Raw genomic sequence first — 23,575 nt, 5'->3', positions numbered from 1 at the left:
AGGGCATTACTCCCTCGCATGCGACAAGATTGAGAAGTTTGGAGAAAGAGTTTGGGCAAGCCCACCGGTTTCCTCGAGGTTGAGCGCAAAGATCGCAGCTACACCGCGCCCGAAGAGCGTCTGAAGCACTGGAACGAATTCATCGTACCGCTGTCGAAGGAAGAGATTCGCGACCAGGCTGCGCGCTGCATGGCCTGCGGCATTCCTTTCTGTCACAATGGCTGTCCGGTGAACAACATCATCCCGGACTGGAACCACCTCGTCTATGAAGACGATTGGAAGACGGCGCTGGAAACGCTCCACAGCACCAATAACTTCCCGGAATTCACCGGCCGGGTCTGTCCCGCCCCGTGCGAGGCGAGCTGCACGCTGAACATCGTGGACTCTCCCGTCACCATCAAGTCGATCGAGTGCGAAATCGTCGATCGCGGTTGGCGTGAAGGCTGGATCGAACCGCAGCTGCCCGCGCGCAAAACCGGCAAGCGCGTCGCCGTCGTTGGTTCCGGCCCCGCTGGCCTCGCCTGCGCGCAGCAGCTCGCCCGCGCTGGTCACACCGTCACTGTGTTCGAAAAGAATGACCGGGTCGGTGGATTGCTGCGCTACGGCATTCCCGACTTCAAGATGGAAAAGCATCTGATCAACCGCCGCGCCCAGCAGATGGAAGCGGAAGGTGTCGAATTCCGCACTTCGACCGAAATCGGCGTCGCCATTTCGATGGACGCGCTGCGCAGCAATTATGACGCCGTGGTTCTATCCGGTGGCGCCGAACATCCCCGCACGCTGGACATTCCCGGAAGCGAGCTGGCTGGCGTGCGGCTGGCGATGGAATTCCTGACGCAGCAGAACAAGCGCAATGCTGGCGACGATGAACTGCGCGCCGCGCCGCGCGGCACCTTGTCCGCGCAGGGCAAGCATGTCGTCGTCATCGGCGGCGGTGACACGGGGTCGGACTGTGTCGGCACCTCCAACCGACAGGGTGCCGCTTCGGTCACCCAACTGGAAATCATGCCAAAGCCGCCCGAGAGGGAAGAAAAGTCGCTTAGCTGGCCCAATTGGCCGCTGAAGTTGCGCACGTCTTCCTCTCATCAGGAAGGGTGCGATCGCGACTGGGCGGTCACCACCCGGCGGGCGATCGGCAAGAACGGCCAGATCGAGGCGCTCGAATGCGTGCGCGTCGAATGGGTTGATGGCAAGATGCAGGAAATCGCGGGCAGCGAATTCCAGCTGAAGGCCGACCTCGTCCTGTTGGCGATGGGCTTCGTTGGCCCTCGCAAGGCTGGCATGGTCGAGCAGTCGGGTGCCGAACTCGACGCGCGCGGCAATGTGAAGGCGAACATGACCGACTATGCCACCAGCCAGCCGTCGGTATTTGCCTGCGGCGACATGCGTCGTGGCCAATCGCTGGTGGTCTGGGCCATTCGGGAGGGCCGACAGTGCGCGCGCGCCGTCGATCTGCACCTGATGGGGGTCAGCGATCTTCCTCGTTAAGCGCTGAAGGCAATTGCGACGGTGAAAGGCTCCGAAGGACGGGGCCGATCATCCGTGTAACCCTCGCAAGGCCTCGACCCGATCGCTCTACGTCGTTGCTCGCCTGCTCTCGAGTGAGGGGCAGCGGCGTTCGAATGGCGATAGGGGCCGGGGCCTTGTGTTTAACCCTGTGAGTTGGCGACGAACGGATAGCCTCCTCTATAATGAGGACTAGCAGATGCGGTGGACGCGTTGCAGCGTCTCATTCTCGATGACCTGAGGCACGAAAATATTGGCACCATCGCCGAGGGTGTCTATCCCCACCGACGGTTCGTCACCTGGTCGCTGGCCTATATCGTGCCTCCGGGTTCTGAATGGCTCCCGGAGGTGTTCCGCTTTTCCACGAAATCAGTCTATTGACGGCGCGCCATATCGTATTTAGCCCGCGCGGGGCTGGACAACTTCACGGAATAAACCGCGACGCGATCTGGACTTCGAAGGCCCAGCCGAACGTGGCGATCGGCCGCTGCAAAGGACTGGACTATGCTGCTGCCGGGCATCGCTGCGGGAATGTTGATGATGGGCGCACAGGCGGCAACGGTCGACGCGCCGCCACCCGAGGCGTCGCCGACAGTGGATGTGGCAAGCGCTGCGGCAGCGTTGAACATATCTCTGGCTCCCAAATCGGAAAACGGCGCGGAGGAACAGCCCACCGACATCGTGGTGACCGGCGCAGATCGGCCTCCGGCTGGCGACCCGCTTGAGCATCTCAATGCAAAAAGCTTTGAAGCGGTTCAGTCGGTTGACAAGGCCGTGGTCGAGCCCATGGCGAAGGCCTATAATAAGGGGCTGCCCAAGCCCGTTCGGAAGGGCTTCCGCAACTTCTTCGCCAATTTGCAGGAACCGGTGGTGTTCGCCGCTTATATGCTCCAGCTGAAGCCCGGCAAGGCGGTGGAAACGGTGGGGCGCTTCACCATTAACACGACGCTGGGGGTCGCGGGCCTGTTCGACGTCGCCAAGCGCAAGCCCTTCTTCCTACCCTATCGGCCCAACGGTCTCGCCAATGTGCTTGGCTATTATGGCGTAGGTCCGGGGCCATATATGTATCTGCCCATCGTCGGGCCGACCACGTTACGCGATATCATCGGCGATACGGTGGACAAAATGGCGGTGCCCTTCCTGATCGGAAAGCCCTTCACAAAGCCTGCCTACGTCATTCCGGCGACGATCCTCAACCAGCTTGGTGAGCGCGCGGCCTTTGATGATGCCGTCCAGAAAATCCGCAAGGAGGATGATCCCTATGCGGCGTATCGCGAGCTGTATCTGAATCAGCGTAAGGCGGAGATTGAGGCGCTGCACGGCCGGGCGAGCAATGACGTGGTGCCGGTTTATGGGCGACAGATGGGAGAAGGTGGGGCGGCGTCGCAATAACGGGCGCTCTGCTGATCTTCGATACCGATCAACCTGGATTGCATCATGAATTGAAGGGCGCCGGGGGCAGCATGCCACCCCCGGCGAGGACAATCATTCGGCCGCGACGGCTTCAGGCGCCTTTTCGATCCTGACCGACCGGCTGCTGCGGCCGTCGATCGCAACCGGCACATCACCTGCAACCGTGGCGCGGCGCAACGTGCGGCGTTGCAAGCCGAAGTCGGCGATGGCGCGATGTTGCGTCGATCGGTTATCCCAGATGGCCACGTCGCCTGACCGCCAGCGCCAGCGAACCGTGTTTTCCGGCTTCGTGATGTGATCCTGCAGGACGGCGAACAGCCGCTGTGAATCCGCCGGGTTCAGGCCCACAAACTGCTTCACGAAATGGCCGAGCAGCAGGCTGCGCTCACCACTTTCGGGATGAACCCGCACTACCGGATGTTCCGTTTCATACACGGTCGACGCGAAGATCTTGCTATATTCCTCGGAACGCTTGGCGTCCTTGCTGCCCAGAGCGGCGGCATAATCATATTTGTTGGAATGCACGGCCCACAGTCCATCGACCAATGTTTTCAGGGCCTCGGGCAACTCTTCATAGGCGGTCGCGCCATTGGCCCATAATGTGTCGCCGCCCGCCTGGGGAACGTTGATTGCTCGCAGGATGGACGCCTGGGGATAGGCTTCGACGAAGGTGACGTCGGTGTGCCAGCTCGATGCGGCATAGCCTTCCTTCGAATCCAGTTCGAGCAGGTAGCGAGATCCTTCCGCCACTGGCACCGTGGGATGCGCCACCGGGTCGCCCAGGAGGGCGGCGAAATCCTCATGCCTCTGGTCTGTCAGCTGATCCTGATCGCGGAAGAATATGACCTTGTGCCGCACCAGCGCGGCGCGGATCGCGGCAAGTGTCACGGGATCTATGTCGCCCGACAGGGCAATGCCCCGGATTTCCGCGCCGATGCGACCGGCGACCGGAATGATGTCAAGCGGACTGTCGGCGTCCTTGGCATTGATGAAATTGTGAATCTGGTCAGTCACGTCATGTCTCCTTGGGGGTGATGAGAAGGAAGGTTATTCGGCGGGCTGGGCAGCGTGGTCGCGTTCGTCCAGCGCGCGGCGAATTTCGGTGTGAGCGGCCTCATCCAGCGGAAACCCGTGGATCAGCCAGGCGGAAAGAAGATGGGCGATGGCGGGGCCGAGCGCGAAAACCGCGAGCAGGCCGTGCAGCGCTTCGGGCGTGTTGGTCGTGGCTCGTGGATCGAAGCCGAGCCAGCCGACGAGCGGCAGGGCGATGCCCACGGCTGCCGCCATGCCCGCCTTTGACGACAGGCTGAACGCCGAGAAGAAGAGCGCTGTTTGATCCTTGCCGGAACGCAGCCGATGCTCGTCGGCGATATCGGCGACCATGGACCGCAGCATCAGATTGCCCGATCCCTGCGCCAGACCCTGTGCCAGCGTCAGGGCCAGCAGCAGGCCAATCTGGCCCGGCACCACCAGTAGCAGCCCGACATTGATCGCGACCTGCACCAGCTCGCCTGCGACTGCGGCGCGATGCTTGCCGATGCGATAGCCGATTTGCGCCCAGATCGGGCCAGCGACGATGCCGAAGATGAACTGAAAGAGGAACAGGCCGCTCGCCCATTGGGGAAGGCCGATATAGTGGGTCACGAAAAACACGATCAGCGCGCTGCGGATGCTCTGCCCCACCGTCACTGCGAAGTCCGAAAGCAGGACGCGGCGCAGGAGCGAGTGGCCAAACAGGGCGCCAATCGTTTCTTGGAGCGACAGGCGAACCTGCGGGGAGGGCGCTGCGGGCGTTTCGCTCTGGCTGCGCAGCGTCAGTACCAGTGAGACGATCAGGCTGATCAGCACCACGCTGCCCATCGCCGCGAGTTTCAGCGCGCCATCTTGGGGGCTGGTCTGGTCGAGGATCGTGGGCAGGATCAGCACGACCAGCAGGGACACCGATCCAGCGACCGTTTGGAAGGTCGCGATGCGCGTACGGTCGTGATAGCCGCTATATGTCTCGCCCGACCAGGCCAGATAGGGAATCTGGAGCATCGACCAGCCGAGGTAAAAAAGGAACAGGCTCGCGGCCAGATAGAGCGGCGACACCCAGGACGCTGCCGGGAAGAAGAGCAGCGCCCCCGACACGCCGAACAGCGCCGCTCCGGCGACGATCCACGGCCGCCGCCGACCGAAGCGCCCATGGGTCCGGTCGCTCAGCGCACCGATCAGCGGGTCGGCCAAGGCCCCCCACAGCCGCTCGCCCAGGAAGATCGCGCCGATCACCGCCAGCGACAATCCGAACTGCTGCGCGTAGATCGCGGGCAGATGTACGGCGAGCGGCATCTGCGCCGCCGTGATCGGCACAAATAGCGAGGCAAAGCCCGCCAGCCGCCAGCTGCTCACGCGTTTCACATCTTGCGGTGCGGCCCGAACGGGACGATGCCGCGCGGCGTAGGAAAATGCGGTAGCCATCAGAACCTCACAATTTGGTCTTGAGGGTGGCGCCGATCGTGCGCGGGTCGCCGATCGTGCCGGTGACGAACCCGAACGCGCCTGGATTGAGCGCCTGGAAATATTGCTTGTCGGTCAGGTTGCGTGCCCAGACGCTGATGTCCCACAGACCGCTATCGGCGCGGATGCCGATACGGGCGTTGAGCAGGCCGTAGCCAGGCACCTGCGCATAGCGGCTGCTGCTGGACGAGGTGTTGAAGCTGGACCGGTGCGAGAAATCGGCATGGCCGTAAATCTCTGTCCCGCCGCCGCCGATCGGCTGCGCGACGTCCGCGCCCAGCGTGTAGGTGAATTTGGGAATGCCGCTCAACTGCACGCCGGTCAGATCCTGCTTTGGCGCTAGCACCGCGCTGCGTTCGGGGGCCTGAGGGGCGTTCCTGTAATCGCGATAGGTTGCGTCGATATAAGACCCCGACGCCGTCAGGCTGATCCATTTGCTTGGGGCATAGGTCAGGTCGCCCTCGATCCCGCGCGACCGCACCTTGGGAATGTTGGAGATATATTGGACGAAGGTGCCAATTACGTTCGGCTGGGTGATTGCGGTCTGGTAGTCGCTGACCTCGGTCCAGAAGGCGGCGGCGTTCAGCGTCAGGGTGCGGTTCAGCCAGGCACTCTTGAAGCCCAGTTCGTAACTGTCGACGGTTTCCGGTTTTACTTCCGGCACCGCGCCGTTCGGTATGTTGGTAAGGTTAAGGCCGCCTGACTTGTTGCCGCGCGAATAGCTGCCATAGACAAGGGCGTCGGGCGCGACCTTCCAGCTCAGCGTTGCCAGCCCCGACACGCTGTCGTCCTTGGTCGCGGCGGCGTAGCTGGTGCGCGGATTGAACTGGTTGCGGATAGCGGTCGCGGCTGCGGCATCGGTCGCCGACAGGGTCGAAAGATCGGCCCCCCCGGCCCACCACTGGCGAAAGGCGCCTCTCTTGTCCTCATGAGTGTAACGAAGGCCGCCGGTCAGGCTTAGCGCCTCGTAGATGTTCCAGCTCGCCTGTCCGAACAACGCGTAGCTTTTGGTGGTCGGTTCCGAATAGCTGCGCGTCTCAAAACCATTGAGCGCCGCGTTGGACACCACCGGGCTGACAGCGGGCAGGAACCAGTCGGGCGCGGCCGATCCATAGGCCGACGCCCCATATCCCCGGATCGTCTGCCAGAAATAATAGGCGCCCACAGTCCAGTCGATAATGTTGCTGCCGGTTGAACCAAGCCGCACTTCCTGGCTGAATTGGCGCTGCCGGTTGGCCTGCTCCGCCTTGGTCATCACCGGCAGGCTGGTGCTGTCACCGTCATTGGCCGGATCCCAGTCCCACCAGCGATAGGCTATGATGGAGGTCAGCGCGACCTTGCCCAGATCCCAATCGATCTGACCCGATGCGCCATAGCTTTCCATGAACGCCTGATAATGGCTGTCGGAATCGCCTTCGCGGGCAAAGGGGCGGGCGGGTAGCAGCGTGTAACCGGCCCGCGAGGTACGGGCGAAAATATTGTTGGCGATCGTCGCGCCGCTGTCATAATCGCCGAAATAGGCAACGGGAATGTTCAGCACATAATGCTGCTTCTGGTGCGAATAGTCGCCGATGAGCCGGACGGAGAGCGTATCAGTCGGCTTCACCAGCAACTGCCCGCGAATGGAAAAATTATCGTAGTCCTGCGCCTTCGACCCATCGTGCAAATTGGTCAGGAAGCCGTCGCGATGAGTGTCCGCGACTGAAAGACGGAAAGCGACGCGATCGGCGATGATCGGCGCTGACACTGAAGCGCGCAGCTGGTGATAGCCATAGTCGCCGAGGCTGATCTCGCCTTGTGCTTCGGGCGCGAACGTTGGCTCGCGGCTGGTGATGTTGATCGCACCGGCAGTTGTGTTCTTGCCGAACAATGTGCCTTGCGGTCCACGCAGAACTTCGATCTGCTGTAGGTCGACCAGATCGAACTGGGACTGGCCCGGACGACCATAATAGACATTGTCGAGATAGAAGCCGACGCCATTTTCCAGGCCGTCATTGGTCAACGCGACATTAGCCCCTAGCCCGCGAATATTGACGTTTGTATTACGGGGATTGAAACTGAAAATCTGGAGACTGGGTACCAACTGCTGCACCTGTCCCAGCGTGAAGTTCCCGGTCTTGTCGAGTGTGTCAGCGCTCACCACGCTGAGTGCAATCGGTACGTCCTGCGCATCCTCTTCGCGCCGACGAGCGGTGACGGTAATCTCGGCGTCACTTTCAGCTGCGTCGAACGAGGCTGACTCCGCAGTAGCAGCGGTGGTCGGCGCCTCACCAGCGAAGGCCGGGCCGCAACCAGCTGCGCCGAAGAGGGCAACGGACAGCAGGAATTGCTGGCGTGCGGCGAATAAACCCTTTGATCGGTTCTTATGACTCACTGATTTTCCCTGTCGGATTTTTGAAGTGGATTGTTGGCGAGGGCAGAAGCGCCCCGGCGTTGTTCACCGAACGGCGTGACGTCGAAGATCGCGGCGGCAGCCTGCTGCAAGGAAACAGGGTAGACGCGCGGCTTCGCACCGCCACAAAACGTGGCTTCGCTGTTGTTCGTGGCCATGGCTCATCCTTTCGGCCAGCGCAGGTGATGCGCTCGTCGATCAAGTGCGGATGCGCATAATGCTCCGCTGAATGGATCGGATGGACCTCTTCAGGTCAGCAGGTTCGACACGTCCCTGCTCGATGCCCGAACATTGTCGCGTTAAGCGGGCGGACGGTATTGGGATGATGGTTCGTTGGATATCTATGCATCGTCTATTCTCCTGGGGGGAGAACACGATCCCGGGCGTGGTCGCCTTAGCATCGCGCGCTTTAGCCGTTGTTGACGCGGAGCAAGCTGCACCCCTTCAAAAGCCGCGGGTCGGTATATTCGCAAATCCCGGAGCGACGACCAACTGCTCCGTGTGCAATCTCTACATAACCGATAGAGATTATAGCTCAAGGCAAGTTTTGCTTTTCGCCCGCCAATTTCAAGTGTCGCGGCCATGCTTATATCCTGCCCGCGCACTTAGTCATCGGTGCCCCAATGGGAGGCTTCGCGCCCAAGGCCTGATTCCTTGACGCCGCCGAAGGGCGCGACCAGCCTAGAGATCAGACCACTTGGCCGATGACGCCCATAGTGTATTGAGGAAAAACCCTATTATCGCCTTATTGGCCTAGTGCTAAGAGGCGCGATGTCATTTCGGATCGAGGAAATTGAATGAAAACCCGCGCCGCCGTCGCTTTCGAAGCGAACAAGCCCCTTGAGATAGTGGAGTTGGACCTGGAAGGACCAAAGGCTGGCGAGGTCCTAGTGGAAATCATGGCGACGGGCATTTGTCACACGGATGCTTACACGCTCGACGGTTTCGACAGCGAAGGCATCTTCCCCTCGATCCTTGGGCATGAGGGGGCGGGGATAGTTCGGGAGGTCGGGTCAGGCGTGACCTCCGTCAAGCCCGGCGATCACGTCATTCCATTGTACACGCCCGAATGCCGCCAGTGCAAAAGCTGTCTTTCGGGCAAGACCAACCTTTGCACCGCGATCCGGGCTACCCAAGGCAAGGGGCTGATGCCCGACGGCACGACCCGCTTTTCCTACAAGGGGCAGCCGATCTTTCACTATATGGGTTGCTCCACTTTCTCCAACTTCACCGTTCTGCCTGAAATCGCGGTAGCGAAGATCAGGGAAGACGCGCCGTTCCAGTCGAGCTGCTATATCGGTTGCGGCGTCACCACCGGCGTGGGCGCGGTCGTCAACACCGCAAAGGTGAAGGCGGGCGAGAATGTCGTCGTCTTCGGCCTTGGCGGCATCGGCCTCAATGTGATCCAGGGTGCCAAGATGGTCGGCGCGGGCAAGATCATCGGCATCGACATCAATGCCGACCGTGAGGAATGGGGCCGCAAGTTCGGCATGACTCATTTCATCAACAGCAAGGGCCTGTCGCGCGACGAAACCGTGGCGAAGATCCTTGAGGTCACGGATGGCGGGGCCGACTACAGCTTCGATGCCACCGGCAACACAGAGGTCATGCGCACCGCGTTGGAATGCTGCCATCGCGGATGGGGTGAAAGCATCATTATCGGTGTGGCAGAGGCGGGCAAGGAAATCAGCACTCGCCCGTTCCAGCTCGTCACCGGCCGGGTCTGGAAGGGGACGGCTTTCGGTGGCGCGAAGGGCCGGACCGATGTCCCCAAGATCGTCGACTGGTATATGAACGGGCATATTCAGATCGACCCGATGATCACGCATCTTCTGACGCTCGAAGAAATCAACAAGGGCTTCGACCTCATGCACGCGGGTGAAAGCATCCGCTCCGTGGTCCTTTTCTGAAAACACCGATTGAAAGAGAGAGGAATATCCAGATGGCAGTTATCTCCGGTGACGGCGTGTTTTCGCACGCCTGTGTTGGCGCAAATGACCTCGCGCGCTCCTCGGCCTTTTACGACGCTGCGCTAGCGCCTCTGGGCGTCAAGAATCTCGGCCAGTTCGGAGAGAATGCGGTTCTCTACGGTAAGGATAAACCCGCCTTTCTGGTTCTCCGGCCCGGCAATGGCGAAGCCCCTTCCGGCAATGGGGTGACGATCGGCTTTGCGGCGCAGGAGCCGGGTCAGGTTGATGCTTTCCACGCCGCCGGTCTGGCGGCCGGAGGCGTCTGCGAAGGTGCCGCTGGTCCCCGCCAGCACCTGCCCGGCGCCTATGCCGCCTATCTTCGTGATCCGGCGGGCAACAAGATTTGCGCATACGGCTTCACGGAAGACTGACCGATGGGCATAGAGCAGGTCAGCGCCAACCGTTCCTTCGGAGGCGTGCAAGGCGTGTACAAGCACGCGTCTAGCACCACCGGAACAGAGATGACCTTTTCGGTCTTCGTCCCACCACAGGTAGAGGGAAGCAAGCTCCCGATCGTGTGGTATCTGTCCGGGCTGACCTGCAACCACGCGAATGTGACGGAAAAGGGCGAGTTTCGCCGCGCATGCGCTGACCTTGGGCTGATCTTCATAGCGCCGGATACATCGCCGCGCGGCGACGATGTGCCGGACGATCCGGCGGGCGCCTATGACTTCGGCCTTGGCGCGGGCTTCTACGTCGATGCGACCGAAGCTCCCTACAACCGCCATTATAAGATGTGGTCCTATATCACGGACGAACTGCCGCGAGTGATCGCGGACAATTTCCCAGCCGATATGACCCGGCAGTCGATCATGGGCCATTCGATGGGCGGCCATGGCGCCTTGACCATCGGACTGCGCCACCCGGAACGATATGCGGCAGTTTCTGCTTTTGCCCCCATCGTTGCCCCAAGTCAGGTGCCGTGGGGGCAGAAGGCTTTGTCAGGATATCTCGGCAACGACCGCAACGCTTGGCGAAAGCATGACGCAGTAGCCCTGATCGAGGACGGCGCCAGGGTCAGCGCGCTGTTGGTAGACCAAGGTGGGGCAGACACGTTTCTGGATCAGGAACTGCGCCCTCATCTGCTGAAGGACGCCTGCGTCGCAGCGAACATCGATCTCACCCTCAACATGCGCGAGGGCTATGATCATAGCTATTATTTCATTTCCACCTTCATGACGGATCATCTCCATTGGCACGCGTCACGTTTGGCCTTTCATAAATGACCAACGGATTGGCTTCCGTTCCGCTCAGAAGTCGGGCTTCTGACGGGCGCGGAAGGCGGCCACGCCGACCTGGAAATCGGATCCATCGAAGGCGTCATCGAACAGGCGATCGGCCATGGGATCGCCAGCAAGGATGCGTTTCAGGCTAGCGACGCTAGTCCGTGAGTTGGTGGCTATCATGGTGGCGAGCGTGATCGCCGCGTCGCCCGCGTTCGCCGCTCGTTCCTCCACCAAGCCTATGGCTTGGGCTTCGTCCGCCTTTACCGTCATCCCCGAAAAGAGAAGTCGCGCGGCATGACCGGGACCGATCAGGCGCCGCAGCCGCCCGACATCGCCTGCCGGGTAAGCGATGCCGAGTTTGGCGGGGGTTATCCCGAACGCTGCCTGATCACCTGCGATGCGCATGTCGCACGCCAGTGCCAGCGCCACGCCCGCCCCATAGCAGCCGCCGTCTACCGCAGCGATCGTGGCGATGGGCAATGTCGCCAGGGCGTCGAATGTTCGCGCCATTGCTTCGCGGAAACGGCGCCGTAAGCTCACGTCGCTGGCGAGTTGTTCCAGTTCGCTTATGTCTGCGCCCGCACAGAAGGCGCCGACTGTTGCCGATCGAACGATCAGTGCCCGAGCATCGGACGCCGCCACTCGGCCGATCGCCCGATGCAGATCGTCCCAGCCGGCAATGGAGATTGCATTGCGCGCATTCGGATTATTGAGGTTGATACGGGCGACGGGGCCGATGGCATCGATGGAAAACATGTTCAACCGATGGCTCTTCTAACCGGCCTTGTCACCATTCTTCGGTAACTCTGTCCTGAGTATTGCAGCTTTGCGGCGTGGGGCACGTCTTGCCCAAATTTGTTGGGGTTTGGGCGCGCGCTTTCTGGCAGTCAGTGCCCCGGCGTTTCACGAAACTCGCTCACGGGGATGTCGGTCGAACCAGAAGTCGCGCGCCTGAAATGGTCAGCTATCCGTTCAGAGCGCGTAGTCGATCTGCGCCCAGAATTTCTTCGTGTCAGCGTCGCCGGTAAAGCTGGCGGCACCCTTGCGCTCATAATCGGCATATTTGACGAGCGCGCTCAGATGCTTGTTAATCTTCAGCGTGACCTGCGCATTATATTCGTCACCATAATGGATCGACAGCCGGTCGCTGCTGAAATGATGATAGGTGAAGGACGCGACGAGCGGCCCCGCCTTGCCGATCTTGGGCACGGTATAGCCGACGCCCGCATAATAGTCCTGAATGCCCGTGCCCGGTGTCGTCAGGAACTTGTCGGCCCAGCCGTTGAACTTGTGCAGCGTTGCGAAGGGCGTCTGGAAGGCGAAGCCGCCCGCAATCCCCGTCGCGCCCGCATCGGAGCTGAGCAGTTCATATCCGCCGGTCAGCTTGAATGCGGCGACATCCAACCCCAGCTCCGCAGCGGCGTAATCCGCCGAATAATCGACCGGATTGCCCCTATAGTCGCTTTGATGCGCATAGCTGGCGAGGTAGCTGAGCTTCACCTTCTTCGACAGCGGCATCGCGCCCGCGAACCGCGCGCCATAGGTCTGGCTGCTGTTCCGGCGCAGCGCCACCACAGCTTCATCCTCATCGACTAGATAAGCAATGCCGGTCAGCGTACCGAACTTGGTCTTGTAGGAGACATTGGCGAAAACATTATCGCCATCGATTTGGGTCGGGCGGTTGGCCGTACCGAACTTGCCGCCGTCGATACCCCAGATGGTCCGGGCCGAAATCGCGTAGGTCACATCGACCTTCAAATTCTTGACGCCCATATATTCGACCCGCACGGCATCGAACGTCTGTTCATTCTGGCGCCAGGCGACCGATCCGACGAAACGCTGATCGTCCAGATTGATCCGCTGACGGCCGACGGTCACCACTAACGGCTTCGTGCGATACTGGAACTGGAGACGGTTCAGCTCGACATTTTCCGGGTCGGGCACCACCGGATAGAGCGTCTTGCCATTGACGCCGCTATTATAATCCTCGTCGATCGCCAGCGTGCCTTCCCCTTCAGCCAGGAAGGCGAACGGCCCCTTGGAAATCTCGCCGCCCGCGCGCAGGCGCACGGTCACCGCATCGGCATCGCGGCTGCTGGTCAGCGGCGCAGGACCATCCTGATCCACCGTCTCATACCGCAGACGCGCCTCAATGATCGGCTTGAACACAATGTCCTGCGCCAGCACCGGTGTCGCGATCGCGGACAAGGCGGTTGCCGACAACAGAAATGAAACTCTACCCATAAAACCCCCTTAAAATTGCTCCCGATGGCCATTTTCGGCCTATCAGGGCATCCTCTCCAAGCTGGACTATTTTGGTGAAATCTCAGGCGGCGAGCGTTGCAGGATTTCGGTAACGCTCGTGCAGGAAGTGGATGACGGCCGATCGTGCCTCGGCATATTCAGGCGTATCGATGGCTTCGAGCCGGTTGCGCGGCCGGGCGAGGGCGATGGAGCGATCCTCGCCGATGCGCGCCGCCGGGCCGTTGGTCATCATCACCACCCGGTCGGCCAACAATACCGCCTCATCAACATCATGGGTGATCATCAACACGGTGTTGTTGAGCCGCGCCTGCAATTCCATGACGACATCCTGCAACGCCGCCCGCGTCAGCGCGTCGAGCGCGCCGAAGGGCTCATCCATCAACAGCACGCGCGGGTTCATCGCGATGGCGCGGGCAATGCCGACGCGCTGTTTCATGCCGCCCGAAAGCTCGCCCGGCCGCTTGGCAGCGGCATGCGCCATCTGGACCAGTTCCAGATTATGCATGACCCAATCCTTGCGTTCGGCCTTGCTCTTGCCCTGCGCCGTCTTGTCGACCGCCAGCCGCACATTTTCCTCGACCGTCAGCCAGGGCAGCAGCGAATGGTCCTGAAACACCACCGCCCGATCCGGCCCCGGCGCGTCCACCACTTCCCCACCGAGGAAGATGGCGCCGCGCGTCGGCTTGACCAGACCCGCCACGGCATTGAGCAGGGTCGACTTGCCGCAGCCCGAATGGCCGATCAGGGCCACGAACTGTCCTTTGTCGACTTCCAGATCGATCCCGTCGAGCGCGCAGAAGCGTCCCGCCTTGGTCGGAAATTCGACCGTGATACCTTCTAGCGCGAGATAGCTGCGTTGTTTCATGAACGCCTCCCTTGTTCAGCCTGCGCGGCCGATGATGCGGCCCGCAAAGGCGACGATGCGGTCCAGCGCGAAGCCCACCAACCCGATCCAGATCAGCGCGACGATGGTGTCGGTCAGCAGCGAGCTGTTGTAACTGTCCCAGATGAAGAAGCCGACGCCAGTGCCGCCCTGCACCATTTCAGCCGCAACGATGGCGAGCCAGCTCATGCCGACGCCGATACGTAGGCCGGTGAACATATGCGGCACCGTGGCGGGCAGCATGATGCGGGTGAAATATTCGATCGGATTGAGCGCCAGCACCTTTGCGACATTGCGATAGGCCGCCGGAAGGGTTTGTACGCCCGCGGCGGTATTCAGGATGACCGGCCAGATCGCGGTGATGAAGATCAGGAAGATCGCCGAGGGCTGCGCCTGCTGAAAAATGGCAAGGCTGATCGGCAGCCATGCCAGAGGCGGCACCGTCCGCAACACCTGAAACAGGGGATCGAGCGCCCGGAAGGCAAATATGCTCTGCCCGATCAAAATGCCCAGCGCCACGCCGACGACCGAGGCCAGGCTGTAACCGATCAACACGCGGCTAAGGCTGGTCAGCACATGACCGGCAATGCCGACATCGCCGCCGTCCTGAATGCTGAAATGGGTTAAGCCAATGTCCACGCCCTTGAAAGGATGGACGATCACCTCATGACTTTCCTGCCAGACCTTGAGCGGGCTGGGGAAGGTCGCGTCGGGCGAACTGCACAGCAGCTGCCAGAAGGCGAGCAGCCCGACCAGCATCACCAGCGTGGGCAGAACACTGGCGGCCACGGCTTGCGCCGCCTTGACCAGCGGATGCACCGGCGTCGCGACCGGTTCGAAACTGCGACGCGCAATCGCTTCTTCGGGATAGGGCAGGATGACCCCCAATTCGGTGGTGGCTGTAGCGGCACCGGCGGCCGAAGCCGACGGTACGCTTTTGCCGTTGGATGATGGTGAAGCCATGGCTTTCTCCCTCAATCAGACGCGCTTGATCGCCAGGCTGGCCAGATAGGCCTTGGGATTGGCAGGATCGAATGTCTTGCCGTCGAAGAATTTCTCGACGCCGCGGCTGTCACTGGCCGGACCCTTGCCACCCAGCATCGCGGCCGCCTTGCGCCAGATGTCGGATCGGTTGACCTTTGCGATCGTGCCCTTGGTGTCAAGCGCCATGGGCAGCTTGCCCCAGCGCTGCTCCTCGGTCAGGAACCACAGGTCATGGCTCTTGTAAGGGAAGCTGGCATAGCCGTTCCAGAACTTCATCTTGAACGGTGCGTTCGGATATTTCCGCCCGTCGCCCATTGCGAAATTACCCTGCAACCGGTCGGCAATGTCGGTGATCGGACATTTCAGATAATCGCGACCCGCAATAGCCCCGGCGAGGCGCGTGACATTGTTCGGATTGTCGGCCCAGCGCTGCGCCTCCAGCACCGCTGCCGTGATCGCCACCGCCGCGCGCGGATATTTGGCGACCCAGTCGGAGCGCATGGCAAAGCTTTTTTCGGGATGGTTCATCCACATCTGGCCGGTCGACACGGCGGTATAGCCCAGTTGTTGCGCAACCAGCTGGTCGTTCCACGGCTCACCCACGCAGAAGGCGTCCATCGTGTCCGCCTTCATGTTCGCGACCATCTGCGGCGGCGGAATGGTGATCAGTTCCACATCCTTGTCCGGATCGATCCCGCCCGCCGCCAGCCAATAGCGAATCCAAAGGTCATGCGTGCCGCCGGGGAAGGTCATGGCCATGGTGATCTTCTTGCCCGCGTCCTTGCGCTGCGCGATCACGCCCTTCATCTTGGCGGCGTTGATATCGGCCTTGGCACCCAGATATTCCTTGGACACCGAAATGCCCTGGCCGTTGACGTTGAGGCGGGCAAGAATGCTCATTGGCGTTGCCTTGCCGATCCGGCCCAGCGTCAGCAGATAGGGCATGGGGGTCAGTATATGCCCGCCATCGATGCCGCCGCCTGCGCTGCCCAGCACCAGATTGTCCCGCGTCGCGCCCCAACTCGCCTGTTTCGTGACCTGTACATCAGGCATGCCGTATTTGGCAAAAAGGCCCAGTTCCTTGGCGATGATCAGCGGCGCCGCATCCGTCAGCGCAATGAAGCCGAGCTTGGCGCCGGTGACTTCCGGCCCGGCTCCTGCAGCAAAGGCGCCGGACGGAAAAGCCTGTTGCACTGCGGCGAAGATGGCCGCAGTTCCGGTCGTCTTGAGCAGCCCGCGCCGACTAACGCCATTTGGATTGTCCACCTCTGCCATTCCCCAAATTCCTTCCCTGTTGTGCGCTTGCGCTGCGCGAAGGGCGCAGCCAGCCATCGCCGGAAATGCGTTCCGGCGTTTGAAGATGATGTTGAGAGCCGCCCGGCAGCATCCAGGCCGCCAGCGGAAAACCAATAAAAAAGCCGCCTGGATAGAGGTCGATCGACCTATCCGGGCGGCGTCATTGCCGTGCAGATCCGTTCCAGGACCGTAATTGAACCCTGCCGTCATCGGCTCGGTTCAACTTATGGATCGAAGCGCCCCTGCTCCGATCAAGAGCAAGCTGTCATCGATTCATTGGAGTCGCAAGCATTTTTTTGCGGCGCACAAATTTAATTCGGCCAATGGTCCGAGGCGCGAAATGAGGCTATTGAGATAGAGGCCTCCCGATGGTGACATTCGCGCACCCGGGACGAACGATTTGGCACCGTCACCAGGATTAGGGATATGCCAGTGTAATGCCGAACCAGCTGTCGCTGGTATCTCATTCGGAATGCGCCACATGGATCACAAAATCACCGTGAATGGCCGCAGCATGTCGGTCGAGGCGGACGAAGAGACCCCCTTGCTGTGGACCTTGCGGGAACAACTTGCGTTGCGAGGTACCAAATTTGGGTGCGGCCTGGGTCAGTGCGGCGCATGTACGGTGCTGGTCGATGGCAGCCCTAGCCGCTCATGCGTAACGCCAACAGCCTCCATCGGAGACGCGAGCATAGTCACGATCGAGGGCGCGGCTGCGGATGCCGTGGGACAGCGGGTACAGTTGGCTTGGGAAAAGCTGGCCGTCGTGCAATGCGGATATTGTCAGAGCGGCCAGATAATGGCTGCCATCGCACTGCTGAAGTCCACGCCCCGGCCGACGGACGCCGATATCGACGCAGCGATGACCAATTTATGCCGCTGCGGCACCTATCCCCGTATCCGGGCGGCGATCCATCTTGCAGCGAAGACCGAAAATCATGGATGATGCATCTCGCCCCGCTTTTGGGCGTAGGCACTTTCTCGGTGCGAGTGTGATGGCCGGGGCGGCCCTGGTGATCCCGGTGCGATTACTGGCGAAGGTCCCAGAGATGCCGGGAGAAACCGGATTCGCGCCCAATGCGTGGGTCACGATCCTCGCCGACGGGTCGGTTGAGATCACGATGGCATATATTGAAATGGGCCAGGGTGCGCAGACCGGACTTGCGATGTTGGTGGCCGAGGAGTTGGACGTCGCCATGGACGCGGTGCGCCTTCGGCAGGCTCCCGCAGACGAAGAACGCTACGGGCCGCAGATAACGGGCGGTTCCCAGTCGATCCGAAGCGGCTGGCTCCCAATGCGGCGTGCCGGAGCGACGGCGCGAGCGATGCTGGTCGCCGCAGCTGCCGCGCGGTGGGCCGTAAAGCCGGAAAGCTGCTCGACCGCCAACGGGGTCGTGCGCCACGACGCAAGTGGCCGCAGTGTCAGCTATGCTGCCTTGATCCCTGATGCGGCGAAGTTGCCCGCTCCCCTTGAGGTACCGCTGAAGAAACCGTCGGATTTCAAGCTGATCGGACGCACCAGTCCTCGCGTGGAGGGTATCGCGAAAATTCGGGGCGAAGCCGTATTCGGCATCGACGCAGCCGTGCCCGGCGCGCGCATCGCGACACTGATCCAGTCCCCGGTGTTCGGCGGCAAGCTGGTGCAACTGGACGATGCGGCAGCCAAGGTGTCACCGGGCGTCAGCCAGATCGTGCGGCTGGACGATGCTGTTGCAGTCATCGCCGATACCATGCCGCACGCGCGGCAGGCGGCAGCTTTGCTGAAACCGCAATGGGACAATGGCCAGTCCGCGACGATCAATAGCGGCGCGATCCGGGCGTCGTTGCTGGCGGCGCTTGAGGCGCCCGGAGCCGTCGCCAGCAGCGTCGGAACACCGGGTGCGGTGCCGGGCCGACGGATAGCGGCGACCTATGAGCAGCCGTTTCTTGCCCATGCGCCGATGGAACCGATGAATTGTACCGTTCAGGTCACGAACGAACGATGTGACATCTGGACCGGCACGCAGGTGGCCACCACGGCGCGCGCGGCCGTCGCCGGGCAGCTTGGCCTGCCAGTCACCAGCGTCATGCTGAACGTGTATCTCATGGGTGGCGGATTTGGCCGTCGGCTTGAGATCGATGGCATCCTTCGGGCCGTGCAGATCGGCCGTCAGGTGGCCGGACCCGTCCAGGTCATCTGGTCACGGGAGGAGGATATGCAGCACGACATGTATCGGCCCGCTTATGCCGATCGTATCGAAGCGGTCCTCGACGATCACGGTCGGCCGGTCGACTGGATGCATCGCATCGCCGGTTCCTCGATCATAGCGCGCCTGTATCCTCAAGCGTTCAAGGGCGTGGACAGTGACGCAGTGGAATGCGCCGCAAAGCCGCTTTACGATCTGCCCAACCTCAAGGTCGAGTTCCAGCGTGTCGAATCCGGGATTCCGACATCCTGGTGGCGCGGCGTCGGCGCCACCCGCAGCCTGTTCGTCGTGGAAAGCTTCATCGACGAACTCGCATTTGCGGCGAAGGCAAAACCGATCGCCTATCGCCGCGCCATGCTCAGTGACCAACCTGCGCTGGCTGTTCTGGACCGGCTCGAAGCCATGATGACCGCGCCAGCCAACAGGACCTCCACTGGCGCATGGGGGGTGTCGCTGTTCCATGCGTTCGGAAGCTATTGCGGACTGGCGGCTCACGTCTCCCAGGAACAGGGTGGTATAAGGGTACGCAAGGTGCTGGCGGCGCTTGACTGCGGCAGGGTGATAAATCCCGACCTGGTCAAGGCACAAATTGAGGGCGGATGCATCTTCGGCGCTGGGGCGGCATTGTCTGGCGAGATCACTATTGCCGGTGGTGCTGTCGAGCAGAGCAATTTCGCTGATTTTCCGATGATGACGATGGCGACGGCGCCGCAAGTGGATGTCGAGATTCTGGCGAGCGAAGCCGATCCGGGCGGGGTGGGGGAGGTCGGCACCGCCGGTATCGCGCCCGCAATCACCAACGCCATTTTCGCGCTGGGTGGCAAAAGGATCCGCCGTCTGCCGGTGTCGTCGACGATGCCGGTCTGGTCTGCATGAGCGTTCAACAAATGAGGTATGTCAGGGTGATGCATAAGAAATTACTGGCGGCTATTGGCGTGACCATGATCATGTCGTCGGCGGGAGCGGCAGCTCAACCTGCGGCGGCGGGCGCAGCAACGTTCAAGCAGCGGTGCATGATGTGTCATACGATCACACCCGGCGCGAAGGGCACAGCGGGTCCTAACCTGAGCGGGGTCGGCAATAGACCGGCGGCCAGTACCGCTTTCGCCTATTCGCCTGCGTTGAAGCAATCAAAGGTGAAGTGGACGGCCGAAAATCTTGACAAGTTCCTGACGGCGCCAAGCAAGATGGTGCCGGGCACGCGGATGTTCGTCGGAATTCCCGACCCGAAGAAGCGTGCGGAGGTCGTGGATTATCTCCTCTCGCTCAAATGATGGGGGTTTCAGCGGGCACCGATGACCGGGGCGGAATGCGCCGCGATCGCGCAACATCTGCCGCTGCTCCACAGACCCGACTTCCTGGATTATGCTCGTTTCAGCCTGACGCAAAAGCGCGTTGTCAACCACGCCCCGCTACAGCATAACCGGTCGCCCAAGTGGCTTCGCGATGTTGTAGTTATGCGATGGGGGAAGCTGCAGCAGCTTCGAGGGCTGGATTATGAATCAAAAGATCGACACCGAGGCATCGTTGCGCCTGGTGCGTTCGCAGAAGGCATCCATCCCACCCTTTGCGGCGCTCAGGGCGTTCGAGGCGGTCGGGGTTTGCGGAGGGATCAGGCGCGCAGCTGCTGCCTTGTCGGTCGATCATGCCGCCGTCAGCCGTCATTTGCAGGCGCTGGAACATTGGACCGGCATGACGCTGATAGAAAGGGTGGGCGGCGCTTACGGCACATTGACGCCACAGGGGCGAATTTATCATCAACGGATCAGCGCGGCGTTGGCTGAAGTAGCGCGTGCGACCCAGGATCTGATGCGCCGCGACGATGATTCCCGCTTGCGCTTGTGGGTGGCGCCCGGACTTGCATCGGAATGGCTGATGGGCAAGATCGGCGAATTCATCAAGCGCCATCCCAAGATAGACCTGGAACTGCAACCTTCGGGCCATGCGCCGGATTTCGGTGCAAACGAAGCCGATACATATCTGCATTATGTCGCGGACGGGGCTATCGATCAGGTCTTGCCGTCACTTCGTTCGGTCGAAATCGCCAGACCGCCGATCCTGGCGGTCGCCAGCCCGCAATTTGTCGAGCTGACGGGCGTGATCCGTACCCCGGCGGAGCTCCTCGGTCAGACGTTGCTTCATGAGACAAGCCACGATCAATGGCGGAAATGGTTCGCGGCGCATGGTCTTGGCGATATCGGGCCGTTGGCCGGACCCAAATTCTTCCAGGGTCACCTGACCTTGTCAGCCGCGCGGCAGGGGCAGGGTATTGCATTGGCCAACGCATTACTCGTCAGCAACGATATAGCCAGTGGCCGCCTCGTGTCAGTCGGGCAATTTCCCGAGGTGTTCCTCGGAAGCTATAATTTCACGGCGCGCCGGGATTGCTGGCGGACAACTTCAATCGCCAGCTTCCGGCGCTGGCTGGAAAACGCCATTGCGGCAACGCGGTGCGGTGATTCCTAAACACCGGAGATCGGGATTTTATCATCTGGCGGCTTGCAACGTACTCCTTACTCCTGGAGCCACAATGAGGGGCATGGTTGTGACTAACGCCGAGACGATTCTTGAACGACAATTTGTGTGAAGTTCCGATGGATCGGCGAGCGCTATTGACCTCGGCGCTTGGCATGACCGCCCTGAGCGCGTGTGGCGGGCGCATTCGGGATCCGAATGAAGTGATCATCGGCTCTTCTCCGACGGGCGTTCCGTTCAGCTTCGTTGATCCGGCCACGAACGCGCTGACGGGATCGATCGTCGAAATCGCGCAGGCCGTCACCGATAGCCTGTCTCTTCAAGCGGAAATGCGGATCACGCCCTTTTCAGCGTTGCTGCCGTCCCTCCTGGCTCGCAAGATCGACGTCATCGCCGCTGCCATGCTGCGCACGCCTGAGCGTGAGAAGGTCGTGGCTTTCAGCGATCCGGTTTACGCCTATTCCGGCGCACTGGTCGTGCCCGCAGCCGACCGCCACATGTATCGCGACCTGCACGCCGTTCGGGATCTGCGTGTTGGCGCGCAAGTCGGGACGCGTTTCGTTGATCAATTGCGCGACGCGGGCGTGCAGAATGTCTCGACCTATGACGGCCTGTTCGACATCCTGCGCGATCTCGACAATGGCCGTATAGACGCCGGTTACGGCGATGAACCCATATTGCGCTATCAACTCCGGGTAGGCCCGAAGCGCGCCGTCAGGCTGGCGCCGGGCTTTCGGGCGCCTGCACGCGAAGAACTCTGCCTGATACTGCGCAAGGACGACCCCCTGCTCCACCGCGCGAATTTGGCGATCGAGCATATGAAGAATGGGCGATTTCTCGACATTGCGCGACGCTGGAAGCTGGAGGACTGATTTGAGCGAATTTCTTCCGGATGCCGTGCAGTTCATGCCGCTGTTGCTGCGTGGACTTGGGACGACGGTCGTGCTGACGCTGTGCGCGCTGGGATTGAGCCTGATGCTGGGGATGATCTGGGCGTTGATGGCGCTGTCATCGTCCAGACTGTTGCGCTTGATCAGCGTTACGATCGTCCAGACCGTGCGCGGTATTCCGATTATCGTTCAGTTGTTCTGCGTCTATTTCGTGCTGCCGGAGTTCGGCATCGATCTGCCGCCTTTCATGGCGGGCGTGGTCGGGCTGGGTGTGGCCTATTCGGTGTATCAGGCCGAGAATTTTCGTGGAGGGTTCGGATCGGTCGATCCTCAATTGGTCGAGGCCGGATTGTCCCTGGGCATGAGCAACGGCCTTGCTTTTCGCCGCATCGTGTTTCCGCTGGGACTGCGTACGGCCCTCCCCTCCCTCGGCAACACTACGGTGATGTTGCTGAAGGATTCGTCGATCGCATCGACCATAACGATAGCGGAATTGACCAGGGCGGGCCAGCTTCTGGCCATATCCACGTTCAAGAATGAAACGGTCTATCTGTTGGTCGCCCTGCTGTATCTGGCTGCAAGCCTGCCCCTTGCGGCTCTGGTCCGCCTGTTCGAACGCCGGATGGCTCGCGCATGATCCGCCTCTCTCAGGTGACCAAGCATTTTGGTGCGAACCACGTTCTCCGGGACGTCAGCTTCACGATCCCACAGGGGCAAGTGGCTTGTCTTATCGGTCCTTCGGGGTCCGGAAAGTCGACCGTGCTGCGCTGCATCAACGGCCTGGAGCGTCATGACGGCGGCGAAATCGACGTTCTGGGGCATCCGGTCACGGTAGCAAATTATCCCAGCATTCGCCGCCAGGTGGGAATGGTATTCCAGCGCTTCAATCTGCTGCCGCATCGAACCGTTCTGGAAAACATCATCGAGGGGCCGGTGCAGGTGCTCAAGGAAGAACCCGCGCAAGCAAAAGACCATGCGATGGCCCTGCTCGAACAGGTCGGCCTCGCCGATCGGCATGGGGCGATTCCAAGCCAGCTTTCCGGGGGCCAGCAGCAGCGCGTCGGCATCGCACGGGCATTGGCGATGCGCCCGAAAGCCATATTGTTCGACGAGCCGACCTCAGCCCTCGACCCGGAGCGCGTGGGTGAAGTCCTTCAGGTCATGAAGTCGCTGGCGGAAAGCGGCATGACGATGATCGTCGTGACGCATGAAATTGCTTTTGCGCGGGAAGTTGCCGATCGCGCCATTTTCATGGCGGACGGGATCGTGGTGGAAGATGGCCCGGCGCGGCAGGTTCTGGAAAATCCGCAAGCGGCGCGAACCCGCCAATTTCTGGATCGGGTCATCAACCCTTTTTAGGTTTCGACCAGAACCCGATCGGAAGAAAACCCGCGCGACATCGTGTTTCGGGAATGCTGAACTCTTGGCTTCCTGATCCGGTCATATGATTTCCGTAATATTGGGTCCAACCCCTTTTGGGGAAAGTGGTGAACGGCGCCCATCCGGTTTGGATCAACAGATTTCGTGCTCATCGTGCCAGCATGGTGATTGGCACTCACCGGCATCGAAGCAATACACAACTGTCACGCGAGG

Annotated in this window: 22 protein-coding genes; 13 read left to right on the top strand and 9 right to left on the bottom strand. The window is 61.1% G+C overall.

Translation table 11 applies throughout. The annotated features are described in order from the left end of the window. The first annotated feature begins 51 nt into the window (after window positions 1-51). From ACZ5TB_RS15570 to ACZ5TB_RS15560, 3 genes are all read left to right on the top strand, one after another. Window positions 52-1,488, top strand: a complete 1,437-nt coding sequence (locus tag ACZ5TB_RS15570) for a glutamate synthase subunit beta (RefSeq protein ID WP_464780185.1) — start codon at window positions 52-54, stop codon at window positions 1,486-1,488. Between the two features lie 222 nt (window positions 1,489-1,710). After that, window positions 1,711-1,887, top strand: coding sequence for a BLUF domain-containing protein (locus ACZ5TB_RS15565; protein ID WP_464792604.1), 177 nt, complete (start codon window positions 1,711-1,713; stop codon window positions 1,885-1,887). Window positions 1,888-2,010: 123 nt separating this feature from the next. Further along, window positions 2,011-2,898, top strand: coding sequence for an MlaA family lipoprotein (locus tag ACZ5TB_RS15560; protein ID WP_464792603.1), 888 nt, complete (start codon window positions 2,011-2,013; stop codon window positions 2,896-2,898). A 93-nt stretch (window positions 2,899-2,991) separates the two neighbouring features. Here the strand turns inward: ACZ5TB_RS15560 and ACZ5TB_RS15555 are convergent, their stop codons facing one another. Genes ACZ5TB_RS15555 through ACZ5TB_RS15540 form a run of 4 tightly spaced genes read right to left on the bottom strand, consistent with a single transcriptional unit; the run spans window position 2,992 to window position 7,965 of the window. Further along, complete coding sequence (locus tag ACZ5TB_RS15555; protein ID WP_464780187.1) at window positions 2,992-3,933, bottom strand: TauD/TfdA dioxygenase family protein; 942 nt, start codon at window positions 3,931-3,933, stop codon at window positions 2,992-2,994. A gap of 33 nt (window positions 3,934-3,966) precedes the next feature. Further along, on the bottom strand, window positions 3,967-5,376 hold the full coding sequence (locus ACZ5TB_RS15550) for an MFS transporter (RefSeq protein ID WP_464792602.1): 1,410 nt from the start codon (window positions 5,374-5,376) through the stop codon (window positions 3,967-3,969). 7 nt (window positions 5,377-5,383) lie between these two features. Beyond that, a complete protein-coding gene (locus tag ACZ5TB_RS15545; RefSeq protein WP_464792601.1) occupies window positions 5,384-7,789 on the bottom strand; it encodes a TonB-dependent receptor in 2,406 nt (801 codons plus the stop codon). Further along, entirely contained in the window at window positions 7,786-7,965 is a 180-nt protein-coding gene (locus ACZ5TB_RS15540) for a hypothetical protein (protein WP_464792600.1), read from the bottom strand. The genes ACZ5TB_RS15545 and ACZ5TB_RS15540 overlap by 4 nt, the downstream gene beginning before the upstream one ends. Before the next feature lie 639 nt (window positions 7,966-8,604). On the opposite strand from ACZ5TB_RS15540, the gene ACZ5TB_RS15535 reads away from it, so the two are divergent. The 3 genes from ACZ5TB_RS15535 to fghA are packed head-to-tail and all read left to right on the top strand — an operon-like array spanning window position 8,605 to window position 11,003. Next, window positions 8,605-9,717: an S-(hydroxymethyl)glutathione dehydrogenase/class III alcohol dehydrogenase gene (locus tag ACZ5TB_RS15535; RefSeq protein ID WP_464792599.1), complete on the top strand. Its 1,113-nt coding sequence runs from the start codon at window positions 8,605-8,607 to the stop codon at window positions 9,715-9,717. Window positions 9,718-9,749: 32 nt separating this feature from the next. Further along, window positions 9,750-10,148: a VOC family protein gene (locus ACZ5TB_RS15530; RefSeq protein WP_464792598.1), complete on the top strand. Its 399-nt coding sequence runs from the start codon at window positions 9,750-9,752 to the stop codon at window positions 10,146-10,148. Window positions 10,149-10,157: 9 nt separating this feature from the next. Beyond that, the gene (fghA, locus tag ACZ5TB_RS15525; protein WP_464793265.1) at window positions 10,158-11,003 is read left to right on the top strand and encodes an S-formylglutathione hydrolase; all 846 of its coding nucleotides are present in this window, start codon (window positions 10,158-10,160) and stop codon (window positions 11,001-11,003) included. Between the two features lie 24 nt (window positions 11,004-11,027). On the opposite strand, the gene ACZ5TB_RS15520 is transcribed toward fghA, so the two are convergent. The 5 genes from ACZ5TB_RS15520 to ACZ5TB_RS15500 form a co-directional block, all read right to left on the bottom strand. Continuing rightward, window positions 11,028-11,759 (bottom strand): enoyl-CoA hydratase/isomerase family protein, encoded by a 732-nt coding sequence (locus ACZ5TB_RS15520; protein WP_464780824.1) that lies wholly within the window; start codon window positions 11,757-11,759, stop codon window positions 11,028-11,030. Between the two features lie 216 nt (window positions 11,760-11,975). Then, a complete protein-coding gene (locus tag ACZ5TB_RS15515; protein ID WP_464792597.1) occupies window positions 11,976-13,247 on the bottom strand; it encodes an alginate export family protein in 1,272 nt (423 codons plus the stop codon). Window positions 13,248-13,329: 82 nt separating this feature from the next. Continuing rightward, entirely contained in the window at window positions 13,330-14,133 is an 804-nt protein-coding gene (locus ACZ5TB_RS15510) for an ABC transporter ATP-binding protein (RefSeq protein WP_464792596.1), read from the bottom strand. Window positions 14,134-14,148: 15 nt separating this feature from the next. Then, window positions 14,149-15,114, bottom strand: coding sequence for a nitrate ABC transporter permease (gene ntrB, locus ACZ5TB_RS15505; protein ID WP_464792595.1), 966 nt, complete (start codon window positions 15,112-15,114; stop codon window positions 14,149-14,151). Between the two features lie 15 nt (window positions 15,115-15,129). After that, the gene (locus ACZ5TB_RS15500; protein ID WP_464792594.1) at window positions 15,130-16,410 is read right to left on the bottom strand and encodes a CmpA/NrtA family ABC transporter substrate-binding protein; all 1,281 of its coding nucleotides are present in this window, start codon (window positions 16,408-16,410) and stop codon (window positions 15,130-15,132) included. Between the two features lie 502 nt (window positions 16,411-16,912). Between ACZ5TB_RS15500 and ACZ5TB_RS15495 the strand changes: the two genes are divergently transcribed. From ACZ5TB_RS15495 to ACZ5TB_RS15465, 7 genes are all read left to right on the top strand, one after another. Beyond that, on the top strand, window positions 16,913-17,377 hold the full coding sequence (locus tag ACZ5TB_RS15495; protein ID WP_464780196.1) for a (2Fe-2S)-binding protein: 465 nt from the start codon (window positions 16,913-16,915) through the stop codon (window positions 17,375-17,377). A 49-nt stretch (window positions 17,378-17,426) separates the two neighbouring features. After that, window positions 17,427-19,493 carry a xanthine dehydrogenase family protein molybdopterin-binding subunit gene (locus ACZ5TB_RS15490; RefSeq protein WP_464792593.1) on the top strand — a complete coding sequence of 689 codons (2,067 nt, stop codon included), beginning with the start codon at window positions 17,427-17,429 and terminating at the stop codon, window positions 19,491-19,493. 29 nt (window positions 19,494-19,522) lie between these two features. After that, window positions 19,523-19,891 (top strand): c-type cytochrome, encoded by a 369-nt coding sequence (locus ACZ5TB_RS15485; protein ID WP_464792592.1) that lies wholly within the window; start codon window positions 19,523-19,525, stop codon window positions 19,889-19,891. A gap of 223 nt (window positions 19,892-20,114) precedes the next feature. Next, the gene (locus ACZ5TB_RS15480; RefSeq protein ID WP_464792591.1) at window positions 20,115-21,083 is read left to right on the top strand and encodes a LysR substrate-binding domain-containing protein; all 969 of its coding nucleotides are present in this window, start codon (window positions 20,115-20,117) and stop codon (window positions 21,081-21,083) included. A gap of 164 nt (window positions 21,084-21,247) precedes the next feature. Then, window positions 21,248-21,964, top strand: a complete 717-nt coding sequence (locus ACZ5TB_RS15475) for a substrate-binding periplasmic protein (protein ID WP_464792590.1) — start codon at window positions 21,248-21,250, stop codon at window positions 21,962-21,964. A gap of 1 nt (window position 21,965) precedes the next feature. Beyond that, window positions 21,966-22,619 (top strand): amino acid ABC transporter permease, encoded by a 654-nt coding sequence (locus ACZ5TB_RS15470; RefSeq protein WP_464792589.1) that lies wholly within the window; start codon window positions 21,966-21,968, stop codon window positions 22,617-22,619. Further along, window positions 22,616-23,341 carry an amino acid ABC transporter ATP-binding protein gene (locus tag ACZ5TB_RS15465; RefSeq protein ID WP_464792588.1) on the top strand — a complete coding sequence of 242 codons (726 nt, stop codon included), beginning with the start codon at window positions 22,616-22,618 and terminating at the stop codon, window positions 23,339-23,341. The genes ACZ5TB_RS15470 and ACZ5TB_RS15465 overlap by 4 nt, the downstream gene beginning before the upstream one ends. The last annotated feature ends 234 nt before the right edge of the window (window positions 23,342-23,575 follow it).

The sequence above is a fragment of the Sphingobium sp. TomTYG74 genome (genome assembly GCF_055393875.1).
This window is presented reverse-complemented; position numbering and strand designations above follow the sequence as displayed.

Excerpts from the sequence above, each read along its gene's own strand:
- ACZ5TB_RS15510 (WP_464792596.1), bottom strand. The coding sequence starts at position 14,133 with ATGAAACAACGCAGCTATCTCGCGCTAGAAGGTATCACGGTCGAATTT.
- ACZ5TB_RS15500 (WP_464792594.1), bottom strand. The coding sequence starts at position 16,410 with ATGGCAGAGGTGGACAATCCAAATGGCGTTAGTCGGCGCGGGCTGCTC.
- ACZ5TB_RS15540 (WP_464792600.1), bottom strand. The coding sequence starts at position 7,965 with ATGGCCACGAACAACAGCGAAGCCACGTTTTGTGGCGGTGCGAAGCCG.
- ACZ5TB_RS15515 (WP_464792597.1), bottom strand. The coding sequence starts at position 13,247 with ATGGGTAGAGTTTCATTTCTGTTGTCGGCAACCGCCTTGTCCGCGATC.
- ACZ5TB_RS15530 (WP_464792598.1), top strand. The coding sequence starts at position 9,750 with ATGGCAGTTATCTCCGGTGACGGCGTGTTTTCGCACGCCTGTGTTGGC.
- ACZ5TB_RS15520 (WP_464780824.1), bottom strand. The coding sequence starts at position 11,759 with ATGTTTTCCATCGATGCCATCGGCCCCGTCGCCCGTATCAACCTCAAT.
- ACZ5TB_RS15560 (WP_464792603.1), top strand. The coding sequence starts at position 2,011 with ATGCTGCTGCCGGGCATCGCTGCGGGAATGTTGATGATGGGCGCACAG.
- ACZ5TB_RS15485 (WP_464792592.1), top strand. The coding sequence starts at position 19,523 with ATGCATAAGAAATTACTGGCGGCTATTGGCGTGACCATGATCATGTCG.
- ACZ5TB_RS15475 (WP_464792590.1), top strand. The coding sequence starts at position 21,248 with ATGACCGCCCTGAGCGCGTGTGGCGGGCGCATTCGGGATCCGAATGAA.
- ntrB (WP_464792595.1), bottom strand. The coding sequence starts at position 15,114 with ATGGCTTCACCATCATCCAACGGCAAAAGCGTACCGTCGGCTTCGGCC.
- ACZ5TB_RS15535 (WP_464792599.1), top strand. The coding sequence starts at position 8,605 with ATGAAAACCCGCGCCGCCGTCGCTTTCGAAGCGAACAAGCCCCTTGAG.
- ACZ5TB_RS15480 (WP_464792591.1), top strand. The coding sequence starts at position 20,115 with ATGAATCAAAAGATCGACACCGAGGCATCGTTGCGCCTGGTGCGTTCG.
- ACZ5TB_RS15495 (WP_464780196.1), top strand. The coding sequence starts at position 16,913 with ATGGATCACAAAATCACCGTGAATGGCCGCAGCATGTCGGTCGAGGCG.
- ACZ5TB_RS15465 (WP_464792588.1), top strand. The coding sequence starts at position 22,616 with ATGATCCGCCTCTCTCAGGTGACCAAGCATTTTGGTGCGAACCACGTT.
- ACZ5TB_RS15490 (WP_464792593.1), top strand. The coding sequence starts at position 17,427 with ATGGCCGGGGCGGCCCTGGTGATCCCGGTGCGATTACTGGCGAAGGTC.
- ACZ5TB_RS15550 (WP_464792602.1), bottom strand. The coding sequence starts at position 5,376 with ATGGCTACCGCATTTTCCTACGCCGCGCGGCATCGTCCCGTTCGGGCC.